Below are 13,280 nucleotides of genomic sequence, written 5' to 3' on the forward strand. Positions count from 1 at the left end.
GCCCATGCGGGTCTACGCCATCGCCGACCCCCATCTCTCCCGCGTCCACCCCAAGCCCATGACCGTCTTCGGTCCCGCTTGGCAGGGGCACCCGGAGGCCTTTTTCCGGGGCTGGCGCGAGGTGGTGGGGGAAGGGGACCTGGTCCTCGTCCCCGGGGACATCTCCTGGGCCATGCGCCTCGGCGAGGCCATTCCCGACCTCCTGGACCTCGCCGCCCTTCCAGGCCAGAAGGTGCTCCTCAAGGGCAACCACGACTACTGGTGGCCCTCCATCAGCCGCCTAAGGGCCGTATTGCCTCCCGGGATGTACGCCCTGCAAAACGATGCCTTGGTCCTGGAGGGAGTGGCGGTGGCCGGAACCCGGGGCTGGCAGTACCCACCCCCAAGCCCGGAGGACGAACGGATCTTCGCCCGGGAAGTGGAAAGGCTTAGGCTTTCCCTAAAGGACCTGGACGGGAAGACCTACCGGCACCTGGTGGTGGCCTTCCACTTTCCCCCTTTCGGCCCTGGGGGGGAGGCCACGCCGCTTTTGGAGCTAGCCGCCCTGGCCAAACCGGACGCCATCGTCTACGGCCACCTCCACGGGGCGGACCCGGCGAAACTTCCCTCAGCATACCGGGGCATTCCCCTCCACTTGGTTTCGGCCGATGCCCTAGCGTTTCGCCCCAAGAAAATCTTGGAGGTCTAGCCAAGAGGCCATCTTTTCAGACATACTTGGGGAGCCTCTCACTTTATACTAAGTATATGCGGGACTGGAAACCCCTCGGCCACGGTGTGGAAAGCCTCTTTCTCGTCACACCTTTAACCAGGTGGATAAACTTCGGGGTTTATATTTATCAGTACAAAGGGTTTCAAATTGATGCAGGCCCCCTCCGGGCGCCGCGTTACACCAGCCGCGCGGAAGCCCTTTTCATCACCCACACTCATGAGGACCATGCTGGCGGAGCGTCTCGCCTTTCTCTGCCTATTTTCACAGGGAAAGAGGCGGCACACCTCTTGCAAAAGCCTCCTTTGCTCCCGCTGTATCGGCGCCTAGTATGGGGAACAGTGAAATCTGTCCGTGCCCAGGCTGTTGAGCGGATTGGGTCCTTCCTCGTCCTCCCCACTCCGGGACATGCGCCCGACCACGTGGTGATATACGACGAAGAAGTGGGGTTGGTCTTTGGGGGTGATCTCTTTCTTTCCGTACGTGCCAACTTAGCGCCCCCTGGGTTTGACGTACAAGCCCTCATCCGGAGCCTACGGAAAGTGATAGAACTCAAACCGCGCCATTTCTTTTGTGCTCATGCAGGACCGGTGGAACACCCTGTCCAGGCCCTCAAGGCTAAATTGGACTTTATAGAAAAAAGCCGCGAGAAAGCGCTCCAACTGAAACGAAGAGGCTTGCATCCGAAGGAAATCCGTGACCGCCTTTTTGGCGGAGAAAGCCCTTGGGCCTTGTTGTCTGGGGGAGTCATGAGCCGCCTACGGTTCGTGCGCGCTTTGCTGAAAGAAGATTAGCCTGTGCAGATCCTTCGCATACTGCTCCTCTTACAAGGAGGTCTCCTTCTCCTAGGAGCTTCAGGAATGCTTCTATTCGGCTTCCGCTTGAATACGCCTCCCGAAGCTCAAAACATCTGGGTGGCCGCAGTTCTGCTCTTTTTGCTCTGGGCCTTGGAAATCCTCTTCCGCGCCATTTTCCCTGCTTCCTTCCTCGAGGCAGAACGGCTCCACCGGCAACTGGGCTTGACCCTTAAAAGGGAAGGTTTAGGCCCTCCTAGTCTGGTTTTGCTGGCCTTTCTTTCTGGCGTGGCGGAGGAACTCTTCTTCCGAGGCCTCCTACAAAACCTCCTGGTAGCTTGGCTAGGGCCCGTCGGGCTTCCCCTCCAGGCCCTCCTCTTTGCCCTCCTCCACCCCGCCCCCAAGCGGGCGTTCGCCTACCCCCTTTACACCGGGATGGCCGGGCTCCTTTTTGGCCTCAGCTACCTTCTCACGGGAAGCCTCCTCCCCGGCATCCTGGCCCACATCCTCCATAACGCCCGGGGGTTTTACCAGCTCTGGCGGGAGGCCTAAGCGTCTAGACCAATCGGTTATTGTGGGGCCTTTGGGCGCTTTTGCCTAGGGTGCGCGCCACAATTTCCCTCCGGAACGTGGTACAATGAGGCTAAGCTATGACAACTCCCGCCAAGCCCCTATGAAGGAGGGCGCACATGAACGAGCTGGAGCGCATCCGCCGCCGTCAGGACCTCGAGGCCTACCGGGCCTTAAGCTGGGAAGGGTCCTTTGCCGACTACCTGCGCCTCCTCAAGGAGGACCCGAGGCCCCTAAGGACCAGCTTCCAGCGGGTCCACGACATGATCCTGGCCCAAGGGGTGGAGGAGTACACCCTTTTCCGGGAGAAGCTCCTCCATTACCGCTTCTTTGACGACCCCTTTGAGGGGGGCAAGGACGCCATCTTCGGCCTGGACAAGCCCCTCATGCGCCTCGTGGCCACCCTGAAGGCGGCGGCCCACCGCCTGGGCCCCGAGCGCCGCATCCTTCTCCTCCACGGCCCCGTGGGCTCGGCCAAAAGCACCATCGCCCGCCTCCTCAAGAAAGGCCTGGAGGCCTATAGCCGCACGGAGGAGGGCAGGCTGTTCACCCTCTACTGGAAGACCCCGGAAGGCCCCCTCCCCTGCCCCATGCACGAGGAGCCCCTGCACCTCCTGCCCATGGACATCCGGCAGGAGTTCTTGGAGGAGCTCAGGGCGCTTCACCCCGAGTACCCGTACCCCCTCGAGGTGGAGGGGGACCTCTGCCCGGTGTGCCGCTTCCAGATGCGGGAAGCCCTGGCCCGCCACCAAGGGGACCTGGCCGCCGTCTTGGAGCGCGAGGTGGTGGTGAAGCGGCTCGTCCTTTCGGAAAAGGACCGCGTGGGCATCGGCACCTTCCAGCCCAAGGACGAGAAGAACCAGGACGCCACCGAACTGACCGGGGACATCAACTACCGCAAGGTGGCCATCTACGGCTCGGACTCCGACCCCCGGGCCTTCAACTTTGACGGCGAGCTCAACATCGCCAACCGGGGCCTGGTGGAGTTCATTGAGATCCTGAAGCTGGACGTGGCCTTCCTCTACGACCTCCTCACCGCCAGCCAGGAGCACAAAATCAAGTCTAAGAAGTTTGCGCAGACGGACATAGACGAAATTATTCTTGGACACACCAACGAACCCGAATATAGGAAGCTCCAGGCCAACGAGTACATGGAGGCCCTGCGGGACCGCACCATCAAGATTGACATCCCCTACATCCTCCGGGTTTCCGACGAGGTGAGGATCTACCAGCGGGACTTCGCCAAGGTGCGGGGCAAGCACATCGCTCCCCACACCTTGGAGATGGCCGCCACCTGGGCCGTCCTGACCCGGCTGGAGCCTCCCAAGCGGGCCGGGCTCACCCTGATGCAAAAGCTCAAGCTCTACGACGGCAGGCTCCTCCCCGGCTGGACGGAGGAGGCGGTGCGGGAGCTGATGCAGGAAGCCAAGCGGGAGGGTCTGGAGGGGATAAGCCCCCGCTACATCCAGGACAAGATCTCCAACGTCCTCGTCACCAGCGAGGAGCCGTGCATCAACCCCTTCATGGTCATGAACGAGCTGGAAGAGGGGCTCAAGCACCACTCCCTGATCTCCGACGAGAAGACCAAGGAGCGCTACAAGGCCCTCCTCCAGGAGGTCAAGGCGGAGTACGCCGAGATCGTCCGCAACGAGGTGCAACGGGCCATCGCCGCTGACGAGGAGGCCTTAAACCGCCTCTTCCACAACTACATTGACCACGTGAAGGCCTACGTGCTGGGGGAAAAGGTGAAAAACCCCTACACCGGGGCCCCCGAGCCCCCCAACGAAAGGCTCATGCGCTCGGTGGAGGAGCGGATTGAGATCCCCGAGTCCCGCAAGGACGACTTCCGCCGGGAGATCATGAACTACATCGGGGCTCTGGCCCTGGAGGGGCGGCAGTTCACCTACAAGGACAACGACCGCCTCCGCCGCGCCCTGGAGCTCAAGCTCTTTGAGGACCAGAAGGACACCATCCGGCTCTCCGCCCTGGTCTCGGGGGTGGTGGACCCGGAGACCCAGGCCAAGATTGACGTGGTGAAGGCGAGGCTCATCCGCGACCACGGCTACTGCGAGCACTGCGCCGCAGGCGTCCTCGAGTTCGCCGCCTCCCTCTTCGCCCGGAGCGAACGATGACCCCTGGGGAAGGCTTCCTGCCCATCGCCCGCGACCTGGAGCGCTTCAAGGAGATCGTCCGGGGCGAGGTGAAGAAAAGGGCCCGGGAGTTCCTGACCCGGGAGGAGCTCTTCGGCCAGGTGGAGGGGCGGCTCGTCTCCATCCCCTTGCCCCAGCTGGAGTTGCCCAAGATCGTCTACGGCGAGCCCATAGGGGAAGGCCTGGGCCTTGGGGGGCCGGGGGACGAGGCTCTTGGCCCCGGGGGGCACATCCCCGTGGCCGAGCTGGAGCTGGAGGAGTTTTTGGACCTCATGGGGGAGGCCCTGCGCCTGCCCCGCCTCCTGCCCAAGGGGGAGGGGGAGGTCACGGAGGAAGCCTTCCGCTACACCACCATCGCCCGCAAGGGCCCAAGGGGGCTTCGCCACGTGCGCCGCACCCTGAAGGAAAGCCTTAGGCGGGCCCTCCTCACCGGGGAGTACCGCCCGGAAGACCCCCTCCTGGTGCCCGAAAGGGAGGACCTCCGCTACAAGGCCGCCAAGCGCCGGCCAAAGCCCCACGCCCAGGCGGTGGTCCTCTTCGCCCTGGACGTTTCGGGGAGCATGCGGGAGGAGGAGCTAAGGCTGGTGAAAACCCTTTCCTTCTGGATCACCCTCTGGATCAAGCGCCACTTCCCCCGCCTGGAAAGGCGCTACCTCCTCCACGACGCCGAGGCGTGGGAGGTTTCCGAGGAGGAGTTCTTCCGCGCCCGGGAGGGCGGGGGTACCAGGCTTTCCAGTCCCCTCCTCCTGGCCGAGGAAATCCTCAAGGCCTACCCTGAGGCCTTCTACAACCGCTACCTCTACCACTTCTCCGACGGGGAGAACTGGCAAGGGGATACCCCCTTGGCCCTCGAGGCCCTAAAGCGCCTCCTTCCCTCCCTCGCCCTCTACGGCTACGCCCAGGTGGAGGGCCCCTACGGCCAGGGCCGCTTCCTGGAGGATTTGCGGGAAGCCTTGGGGGGCCAGGAGGGCCTCGCCACCGCCGAGGTGCGGGGCCGGGAGGACCTTCCCCAAGCCCTCAGGCGCCTTTTGGGAGGCTAGCGTGGAGAAGGAGCTTCGCCACTGGGCTGAGCGCCTGCGGGAAAGGGCGGAAGCCCTGGGGCTTTCCTTTCCCCCCGTCCTCTTTGAGGAGGTCACCCCCGAGGAGATGGCCATGCTGGCCGCCTACGGGGGCTTCCCCCGCCGCTACCCCCACTGGCGGTGGGGGAGCGAGTACCTGCGCTACCGCGAAACCTACCGCTACGGCCTTGGGCGCATCTACGAGCTGGTGGTGAATACCCACCCCGTGCAGGCCTACCTTCTCAAGGGGAACACCCTCCTCGCCCAAAAACTGGTCATGGCCCACGTCTACGCCCACGCCGACTTCTTCCACCACAACCTGGCGTTCAAGCCCATCCCCAAGGACATGCTGGACGAGATGGCCCACCACGCCACCTATGTGGAAAAGGCCATGGAGCGGCACGGGACCAGGGCGGTGGAGGAGTTCTTGGACCTAGCCCTTTCCCTGGAGAACCTGATAGACCCCCACGCCCCCTACATCCAAAGGCCGGAAGGGCCAGAGGAGGAAAAGCCCCAAGCCCGGCTTAGGGTGCGCCCCTACCTGGACCCCTTCGTGAACCCGCCCCCCGGGTTTCCCAAGGAGGCGGAGGAAGGGGCAAGCCCCAAGCCCCTCCCCCCAAGGCCCACCCGGGACATCCTGGGCTTCCTGGTCCAGCACGCCCCCCTGGCCCCCTGGCAGAAGGGGATCCTGGAGATCATCCGGGAAGAAAGCCTCTACTACGCTCCCCAGGTCGCCACGAAAATCCTCAACGAGGGCTGGGCCACCTACTGGCACACCCAGATCCTCCTCCCCCTCCTCACCCCCGAGGAGGCCCTGGAGTTCGCCGAGCTCCAAGCAGGCCTCCTCGCCCCCCACGGGCTTAACCCCTACCGCCTGGGCTACCACCTCCTCAAGGAGGTGGAGGAGCGCTGGGACAAGGGGCGGTTTGGCCCCGGGTACGAGGCCCTGCCCTTGGGGGAAAAGCTCCGCTACGAGAGACCCACCGGGGAAGGGAGGCGGAAGCTCTTCCAGGTGCGCACCATCTACACCGACCTCCCCTTCCTGGAGGAGTTCCTCACCCCCGAGTTCGCCCTGCGCCAGGGCCTCTTGGGGCCCGAGGACCTGGAAGGGTTTTCCCAGGCCAAAAAGGCCCTCCTTTTCCGCCTCACCAACGCTGGCTACCCCATCGTGGAGCTATGGGACGCCAACTACCAGAACCGGGGCGAGCTCCTTTTGGTCCACGCCTACGAAGGGGTGGAGCTGGACCTGAAAAAAACGCAGGCGGTGCTGGAGAACCTGCACCGCCTCTGGGGACGGCCCGTGCACCTCAAGACCGTGGTGGGGGGAAAGGAACGCCTCCTTTCCGCCGGGACCTAGCGGAGGACCCGAAGGTAGCCCAAAAGCACCGCCTCGGAAAGCTCCCCCAGGTGCCGGGCCACAAGCCGCCCCTCCCGGTCAAAGAAGAAGGTGGTGGGTAGGCCTTGCACCCCCAGGGCCTGGGAGAGCCGGGTTTCCGGGTCCAGCAAGACCCAGTCCGCCGTCAGGCCCTCTTCCTCCACAAACGAGCGCACCACCGCCGGGCCCTCCCCTTGGCTCACGAAGGCGAAGCGCACGTCCGGGTTTTCCTGGGCCAGGCGCACCATCATGGGGAGCTCGCGGCGGCAAGGGGGGCACCAGGTGGCCCAGGCGTTCAGGACAAGGGGTTTTCCCCGAAAGTCCTGGAGGTTCACCGGGGTGCCCCCCAAGGTGGTGAGGGAAAGGGAAGGGAGCGTCGCCTCCTGCTTTGTTCCTCCCCGGGTGAGGAAAAGACCCACCACGAGCCCTGCCGCTAAGGCGGGCACGAGGGCGTAGCGCCAAAGGTGCTTGGGCAAGACCATGAGCGTGTACCCTCCCGAAGCCAGGATACCCCAAAGGGGGTCAAACCCCCCTTGCCAGACGTAGAGGACGGAAAGGGGGTCGCGGGCGTAAACGGAAAGGTTTTCCAGGACGAACCCGAGCCGCGCCCCTAAAAGCCCTACCAGGATGGCGTTGTAGGCCCAAGGGGCAAGCTTTTGATCCACCCTTCGGGCCAGGACCTCCGCCGCCACCACCCCCGCCAAGAGGGCCAGGGCCACCTGGACCCGGGCCCAGGGAATGGCGAAAGGGCCAAGCTGCAGGGCGTCCATCAGCGGACCAGGGGGTAGCCGGCGCTCTCTATGGCCAACACGCCCCCCTCCACGTTGTAGAGGTTGGTATAGCCCTTCCCCTTCAGGTACTCCGCCGCCTGGCGGCTCCGGTTGCCGCTACGGCAGTAGAGGTAGACGGGCTTGTCCTTGGGAAGGGTGTCCGCCCAGCGGGCCACCTCCTCCACGGGGAGGTTGATGGCCCCGGGCACGTGCCCCTGGGCAAACTCCTGGGGCGTGCGCACGTCCACCACATAGGCCCCGGAACCCAAGGCCCGGTAGAGCTCCTCCGGGCCCACGTTCTGGTAGCTCCCCTTGGGCCCGCAGGCGAAGAGGAGGAGGGGGAGAAGGGCAAGAAGGGCGCGGCGGGTCATCTTAGGCCTGGACCCCCACGGCCTTGCGGATGGCCTGGAGGAACTGGGAAAGGGGCTGGGCCCCGAGCACCCGCTCCTTGCCCTCGTTGATGATGGTGTCGGGTACCCCGTGGATGTGGTAGCGGTTGGAAAGCTCGGGGAACTCGTTGGCCTCCACCATCTCGCCCCAAACCTTGGGGGAGGCGTAAGCCATGCGGTGGGCGGTGCGCACCGCCTGCGGGCAGTAGGGGCAGGTGGGGGTAACGAAGACCTGGAGCCGCACCTCCTCGGGGAGGCTATTCAGCTCCTGGACCACGTTCTCCGGCAGGCCGTGCCCATCCCGGCCCAGCATCTCCAGGTCCTCGAGGAGGCTTGCGAACTCGTAGCCCGCCGGGATACCCCGGTAGCGGAGGTTTATGGCCTCGGAACCCTTCTCCCGCAGGATCAGGGTGGGGGCCGCCTCCACCTGGTAGGCCTTGGCCTTCTCCTGACCCTCGGGGGTGGCGAGGTCGTAGACCACCAAGTGGAGCTTGTCGGAAAGGCCAGCGAGCTCCTCCAGAAGCTGCTTGGTTTCCTTGCAGTAAAGGCAGGGCTCCTTGCCCGGGGCGATGAGGGTGGAGGAGTCGGTGAAAAGCACCATCTCCACATCCCGGGTCAGGGTGGAAAGCCGCTCGCGCACGATTTCCTGTTCCTTTGGTCCCAGCAACGGCATCGCTTCCTCCTTCGGTCAGATACCCCCGTAGGGGTACGTCCTTTGACAAATATAGCAGATGGGGCCCTTCCTTCATAGGGGGGAGGCTCACGTTGCCCGGGCTTGACACCCTGTACCCCCATAGGGTATGTTCAGGCCGAGGGGACAAAGGTCCCGATAGGGAGGTAAAGCCATGATCTTCCGGCAGATCTACGAGGAAGGCCTCGCCCAGATGAGCTACCTGCTGGGATGCGCCGCCACCGGGGAAGCCTTGGTGGTGGACCCCAAACGGGACGTGGACACCTATCTGGAGCTCGCCCAGAGCCTGGGCCTCCGCATCACCGCCATCGCCGAAACCCACATCCACGCCGACTACCTCTCGGGGGCCCGGGAGCTCGCCAAGGCCACCGGGGCCACCTTGTACCTCTCCGACGAGGGAGACGAGAACTGGAAGTACCGGGGCCTGGAAGGCTTCTCCTACGTCCTCCTCAAGGACGGGGATGCGTTTAAGGTGGGGAACATCCGCGTTCAAGCGGTGCACACCCCCGGCCACACCCCCGAACACCTCTCCTTCCTGGTGGCGGACGGGGCGGTGACGGACGAGCCCCTCCTTTTCCTCACCGGGGACTTCGTCTTTGTGGGGGACGTGGGCCGGCCCGACCTCTTGGAGGAGGCCGCCGGGTTTAAGGGCACGGCGGAACCTGGGGCCCGGCGCATGTTCCAAAGCCTAAAGGAAAAGTTCCTCACCCTTCCCGACCACGTGCAGGTCTGGCCCGGCCACGGGGCAGGGAGCGCCTGCGGCAAGGCCCTGGGAGCCCTTCCCGCCACCACCGTGGGCTACGAGCGCCGCCACGCCTGGTGGGCGGAGTACCTGGAAAGGAACGACGAGGCCGGTTTCGTGAAGGCCCTCCTAAAGGGCCAGCCGGAAGCCCCCACCTACTTCAAGGAGATGAAGCGGCTAAACCGGGACGGGATGCCCATCCTGGGCGGCGTGCCCCACCCGGGCCGCCTTACCCAGGCCCAGTTCCTCCGTTGGCTCCGGGAAGGGGCCATCCTGGTGGATACCCGGGACAAGTTCGCCTTCGCCGGGGGGCACCTGAAGGGGGCCATCAACATCCCCGCAGGAAAGAACTTCGCCACCTGGGCGGGCTGGCTTCTCCCCTACGACCGGCCCCTCGTCCTCCTCGCCCACCCCTCGGAGGTGGAGGCCCTCACCCGGGCCCTCATCCGCATCGGCCTGGATGAGGTGGTGGGGTACATCCCGGGGCTTCAGGGGTACGCCGAGGGCGAGCTGGAAACCGTGCCCCAGATCACCGCCAGGGAGGCCAAGGCCCTTTGGGAGCGGGGGGAGGCGGTGGTCTTGGACGTGCGGGGGCGGGACGAGTACCTGGCAGGGCACATCCCGGGCGCCCTGAACATCCATGCGGGCCGCATCCTCGCCCACCTGGACCGGCTTCCCAAGGACAAGCCCTTGATCGTCCACTGCGTGGGTGGGGACCGCTCCAGCACGGCCATCTCCGCCCTCCTCTCCCACGGGTTCGGGAACGCCCTGAACCTCACCGGGGGATTAGGGCCTGGCAGGAGGCGGGCTTCCCCGTGGTGAAGGGCGAGGAGCTGGTAACCGCCTAAGGAGGTCCCTCATGTACGAGACGCCCGTGAAAGACCTTTCCCCCGAGGAGGCCAAGCGGCTTTACGAGGAAGGCGTGCCCTTCTTTGACGTGCGCGAGGTGGAGGAGTACGCCCAAGCCCGCATCCCCGGGGCCCGCCTCCTTCCCCTTTCCGAGTTCATGGCCCGCTTTGGGGAAATCCCCAAGGATCGGCCCGTGGTCCTCTACTGCCGCACGGGCAACCGCTCCTGGCAGGCGGCAGCCTGGCTCACCGCCCAGGGGTACCAGGTGTACAACCTGGATGGGGGCATCGTGCGCTGGTACCGCGCCGGGCTTCCCGTGGACACCACCCCGGTGGAGGTGGGCTACGCCGCCACCCCCTACCGGGAGGTGGGGCCCCTCGAGGCCAAGGACCTCCTGGAAAGCGCCCTGGTGGTGGACGTGCGGGAGGCCTGGGAGTACCCGGAGGGCCACGTGCCGGGCGCCATAAACATCCCCCTTTCCACCCTGCCCCAGCGCCTGGCGGAACTCCCCAGGGAGCGGCCCATCCTCCTCGTCTGCAACTCGGGAAACCGCTCCGGGGTGGCGGCGGACTTCCTGGTGGAGCAAGGCTTTGACGGGGACAAGGTGTACAACCTGGAGGGGGGCACCTACGCCTGGGCCGCCTCCGGCCTCCCCCTGGAGCGATGACGCTAGCCCTCCTCGGCGCCCTCCTCATCGGCCTTTCCTTGGGGCTTTTGGGCTCGGGGGGCTCCATCCTCACGGTGCCTGTCCTGGTCTACCTCCTGGGGGAGCCCCCCAAGCAAGCCATCGCCGAAAGCCTCCTCATCGTGGGGGGGATCGCCCTTCTGGGAGCCATCCCTTACGCCCTCAGGGGCCTCGTGGACGGGCGGAGTGTCCTCTTCTTCGGCCTGCCGGGCATGGCGGGCACCTACCTGGGCGCCTTCCTCTCTCAGTTCGTTTCCGGCCAGGTGCAACTCCTGGTCTTCGCCCTGGTGATGCTCCTCGCCGCCTACTTCATGGCCCGCCCCGTCCCCTTGGCCCAGGGCGGGAAGCGCAAACCCTGGAAAATCGTCCTAGAAGGCCTCGCCGTGGGAGCCCTCACGGGGTTCGTGGGGGTGGGGGGTGGGTTCCTCATCGTGCCGGCTTTGGTCCTCCTAGGGGGGCTTCCCATGCACCTGGCGGTGGGCACGAGCCTTCTCATCATCGCCCTCAAGTCCTTCGCCGGGTTTTACAAGTACCTCCACCTCCTCCCCGCCCATGGCCTCTCCGTGAACTACGCCGTGGCGGGGCTTTTCGTGGGGGTGGGCTTTTTGGGAAGCCTCCTTGGGGGAAGGCTCGCCCTTAAGGTACCCCACGAAACCCTCAAGCGGGGCTTCGCCCTCTTCCTGGTGGTCATGGGGGTCTACATCGTGGCCCAAAGCCTCTAGGGGTATGCTAAGGGGGTGCCGTTCCGCACCCTCTTGGCCGTGCAGGCGGAGGTCCTGCCGGAGGCCTACCGCACGGAGGAAGCCTTCCGGGAACGGGTCCATAGCCTTCTAAGCCCCCTAAAGGGTACCCCCACCCCCCGCCTCGCCGCCTTCCCCGAGCTCTTCGGCCTCCCCCTCCTCCTCCACCTGGAGGGGGCGTTTCACCCCAGAGAGCTCCTGAAAGACCCCCTCGCCCCCTGGCGGCGGGCAAGGCGGGCCTACCGGGTTTTCCACCGGGTGATGGCGGAGGCGGCGAAGGCCTATGGCACCTACCTCCTCGCGGGAAGCCTCCTCTCCCCTCCCTACGAGGAGGAGCTCGCCCGGGGGCTTTTCCCCCGAAGCCCCTTCTTCCAGAACCTGGCCCTCTTCTTTAACCCCGAAGGCCGCCTCCTGGCCCAGGTGCCCAAGATGGAGCTCACCCCACCCGAGCGCTGGCTTAAGCGGGGAGGCTTCGGCCCCCACCTGGTGGAGACCCGGGCGGGCCGGGTGGGGATCCTCATCTGCCTGGACGGCTTTTTTGAGGGGCACCTCGCCCGGCTGGACGCCCTGGGGGCCGAGATCCTCCTGCAACCCTCCGCCAACCCCGCCCCCTGGGAAAGGCCCTGGCCCCCGGACCCTTCCCGGCGGGAAGGGGAGGTGTGGCTGGCCTCGGCCCGGGCAAGGCTTTTGGGGCGGGAGCACCTGAAGGTGCTCCTAAACCCCATGCTGAACGGGAAGATCCTGGGGCTTCGCTTTGAGGGGCAAAGCGGCATTTACGCCCCCGGGGAGGCCTTGGCCCTGGCCCAAAGGCCCCTGGGGGACGAGGCCCTCCTCCACTTTCCCTAAAGCCTCTCGGGGAAAAGCCGGATGGGGTAGGGGCGGGTGAGGGCCTTGGCGAGCTTTTCCCAGGCCCGGTCCTTCACGCCCAAGGCGAGCTCCTCCGCCACCTCCTCCAAGGGGTAGCGCCCGGCGGGCTTCACCGCTTCCAGAAGGATGACGTGGAAGCCAAACGGGGTCCCCACCGGGCCGGACACCTCCCCCGGCTTCAGGCGCAAAAGGGCGCTCTCAAAGGCGGGGATGTAGGTGCCCTGGGGCTCGCACCCCAAGGCGCCCCCCGCCTCCTTGGAGCCGGGGTCTTGGGAAAGGGCCTGGGCCACCTGGGCGAAGGGCTCCCCCTTCTCCAAACGGCCCAAGGCCTCCCGGGCCTCTTCCAGGGTGGGCAGGAGGATATGCCGGGCGCAGTAAAGGGTTTCGTGGCGGTACTCCGGCGAAAGGAGCCAAAGGGCCTTAAGGGCGGCAGGAGATACTTGGAGCTTCTCCCGGTAGTGCCCTTCCAGGGCCTCGAGGGCCAAGGCCTCCGCCAGGAGGAGGCGGTACGTGGCGAGGTCGGGAAGCCCCGCCCCCTTCAGGGCCTCCGCCAGGGCGTTTTCATCGGGGAAGGCCTCCATAAGGGCCTGCACCCGGGCCTCCACTGCCTCGGGCCTGGGCCAGAAACCTTGGGCCTTGGCCACCTGCAAAAGGGCCCGCTCCTCCGCCAGAGCCTCCAGGTACTGGGGCCGGTACTGGGCGAGGAGGGCCCGGGTCTCCTCGGTGTCGGGCAGGCCCAGTTGCCTCAAGGCGCTCTTGGCGAAAAGGCCAAAGCGGAGGTCAAACTGGCTCTTGGTGAGGGTTTCCGTCCCCACCTGGGCCACCACGGGGTCTTCCTGGGCCAAGGCCAAAGGGGTTAGAAGGGCTAAGGCGACAAGGAAAGCGCGCATGCCC

13 protein-coding genes and 1 pseudogene are annotated in these 13,280 nt (G+C 65.6%); 10 read left to right on the forward strand and 4 right to left on the reverse strand.

All coding sequences use genetic code 11. The features are described from left to right. Positions 1-4 precede the first annotated feature (4 nt). The 6 genes from A0O31_RS01870 (at position 5) to A0O31_RS01895 (ending at position 6,635) form a co-directional block, all read left to right on the forward strand. Positions 5-688 carry a metallophosphoesterase gene (locus A0O31_RS01870; RefSeq protein WP_071676431.1) on the forward strand — a complete coding sequence of 228 codons (684 nt, stop codon included), beginning with the start codon at positions 5-7 and terminating at the stop codon, positions 686-688. 56 nt (positions 689-744) lie between these two features. Then, positions 745-1,500, forward strand: coding sequence for an MBL fold metallo-hydrolase (locus tag A0O31_RS01875; protein ID WP_071676432.1), 756 nt, complete (start codon positions 745-747; stop codon positions 1,498-1,500). A 66-nt stretch (positions 1,501-1,566) separates the two neighbouring features. Beyond that, positions 1,567-2,052, forward strand: a complete 486-nt coding sequence (locus A0O31_RS01880; protein ID WP_084720296.1) for a CPBP family intramembrane glutamic endopeptidase — start codon at positions 1,567-1,569, stop codon at positions 2,050-2,052. A 137-nt stretch (positions 2,053-2,189) separates the two neighbouring features. Further along, a complete protein-coding gene (locus tag A0O31_RS01885) occupies positions 2,190-4,202 on the forward strand; it encodes a PrkA family serine protein kinase (RefSeq protein ID WP_071676433.1) in 2,013 nt (670 codons plus the stop codon). Beyond that, on the forward strand, positions 4,199-5,260 hold the full coding sequence (locus A0O31_RS01890; RefSeq protein ID WP_071676434.1) for a DUF444 family protein: 1,062 nt from the start codon (positions 4,199-4,201) through the stop codon (positions 5,258-5,260). Before A0O31_RS01885 ends, A0O31_RS01890 begins: the two co-directional genes overlap by 4 nt. 1 nt (position 5,261) lies before the next feature. Further along, positions 5,262-6,635: a SpoVR family protein gene (locus A0O31_RS01895; protein ID WP_071676435.1), complete on the forward strand. Its 1,374-nt coding sequence runs from the start codon at positions 5,262-5,264 to the stop codon at positions 6,633-6,635. Here A0O31_RS01895 and A0O31_RS01900 read toward each other — a convergent pair. Genes A0O31_RS01900 through pdo form a run of 3 tightly spaced genes read right to left on the reverse strand, consistent with a single transcriptional unit; the run spans position 6,632 to position 8,485 of the window. Continuing rightward, positions 6,632-7,423, reverse strand: a complete 792-nt coding sequence (locus A0O31_RS01900) for a TlpA disulfide reductase family protein (protein WP_071676436.1) — start codon at positions 7,421-7,423, stop codon at positions 6,632-6,634. The two genes, A0O31_RS01895 and A0O31_RS01900, sit on opposite strands and share 4 nt — an antisense overlap. Then, a complete protein-coding gene (locus A0O31_RS01905) occupies positions 7,423-7,794 on the reverse strand; it encodes a rhodanese-like domain-containing protein (RefSeq protein ID WP_071676437.1) in 372 nt (123 codons plus the stop codon). The genes A0O31_RS01900 and A0O31_RS01905 overlap by 1 nt, the downstream gene beginning before the upstream one ends. Before the next feature lies 1 nt (position 7,795). Continuing rightward, the gene (gene pdo, locus A0O31_RS01910; RefSeq protein WP_071676438.1) at positions 7,796-8,485 is read right to left on the reverse strand and encodes a protein disulfide oxidoreductase; all 690 of its coding nucleotides are present in this window, start codon (positions 8,483-8,485) and stop codon (positions 7,796-7,798) included. A gap of 172 nt (positions 8,486-8,657) precedes the next feature. Here pdo and A0O31_RS01915 point away from each other — a divergent pair. The 4 genes and pseudogenes from A0O31_RS01915 to A0O31_RS01930 all read left to right on the forward strand — a co-directional run bounded on the left by A0O31_RS01915 (position 8,658) and on the right by A0O31_RS01930 (position 12,365). Next, positions 8,658-10,093 (forward strand): annotated as a pseudogene (locus A0O31_RS01915) (MBL fold metallo-hydrolase). An 11-nt stretch (positions 10,094-10,104) separates the two neighbouring features. After that, entirely contained in the window at positions 10,105-10,761 is a 657-nt protein-coding gene (locus A0O31_RS01920) for a rhodanese-like domain-containing protein (protein ID WP_071676439.1), read from the forward strand. Next, a complete protein-coding gene (locus A0O31_RS01925; RefSeq protein WP_071676440.1) occupies positions 10,758-11,501 on the forward strand; it encodes a sulfite exporter TauE/SafE family protein in 744 nt (247 codons plus the stop codon). Before A0O31_RS01920 ends, A0O31_RS01925 begins: the two co-directional genes overlap by 4 nt. A gap of 15 nt (positions 11,502-11,516) precedes the next feature. Beyond that, positions 11,517-12,365: a carbon-nitrogen hydrolase family protein gene (locus A0O31_RS01930; protein ID WP_071676441.1), complete on the forward strand. Its 849-nt coding sequence runs from the start codon at positions 11,517-11,519 to the stop codon at positions 12,363-12,365. On the opposite strand, the gene A0O31_RS01935 is transcribed toward A0O31_RS01930, so the two are convergent. Further along, entirely contained in the window at positions 12,362-13,276 is a 915-nt protein-coding gene (locus A0O31_RS01935; protein ID WP_071676442.1) for a peptidylprolyl isomerase, read from the reverse strand. The two genes, A0O31_RS01930 and A0O31_RS01935, sit on opposite strands and share 4 nt — an antisense overlap. Positions 13,277-13,280 lie beyond the last annotated feature (4 nt).

The organism is Thermus brockianus (assembly GCF_001880325.1).
Classification (GTDB): Bacteria; Deinococcota; Deinococci; order Deinococcales; family Thermaceae; genus Thermus; species Thermus brockianus.

Bases quoted from the DNA above. Each gene is read 5' to 3' on its own strand.
- A0O31_RS01870 (WP_071676431.1), top strand. From the start codon at position 5: ATGCGGGTCTACGCCATCGCCGACCCCCATCTCTCCCGCGTCCACCCC.
- A0O31_RS01875 (WP_071676432.1), top strand. From the start codon at position 745: ATGCGGGACTGGAAACCCCTCGGCCACGGTGTGGAAAGCCTCTTTCTC.
- A0O31_RS01880 (WP_084720296.1), top strand. From the start codon at position 1,567: ATGCTTCTATTCGGCTTCCGCTTGAATACGCCTCCCGAAGCTCAAAAC.
- A0O31_RS01885 (WP_071676433.1), top strand. From the start codon at position 2,190: ATGAACGAGCTGGAGCGCATCCGCCGCCGTCAGGACCTCGAGGCCTAC.
- A0O31_RS01890 (WP_071676434.1), top strand. From the start codon at position 4,199: ATGACCCCTGGGGAAGGCTTCCTGCCCATCGCCCGCGACCTGGAGCGC.
- A0O31_RS01900 (WP_071676436.1), bottom strand. From the start codon at position 7,423: ATGGACGCCCTGCAGCTTGGCCCTTTCGCCATTCCCTGGGCCCGGGTC.
- A0O31_RS01905 (WP_071676437.1), bottom strand. From the start codon at position 7,794: ATGACCCGCCGCGCCCTTCTTGCCCTTCTCCCCCTCCTCCTCTTCGCC.
- pdo (WP_071676438.1), bottom strand. From the start codon at position 8,485: ATGCCGTTGCTGGGACCAAAGGAACAGGAAATCGTGCGCGAGCGGCTT.
- A0O31_RS01920 (WP_071676439.1), top strand. From the start codon at position 10,105: ATGTACGAGACGCCCGTGAAAGACCTTTCCCCCGAGGAGGCCAAGCGG.
- A0O31_RS01925 (WP_071676440.1), top strand. From the start codon at position 10,758: ATGACGCTAGCCCTCCTCGGCGCCCTCCTCATCGGCCTTTCCTTGGGG.
- A0O31_RS01935 (WP_071676442.1), bottom strand. From the start codon at position 13,276: ATGCGCGCTTTCCTTGTCGCCTTAGCCCTTCTAACCCCTTTGGCCTTG.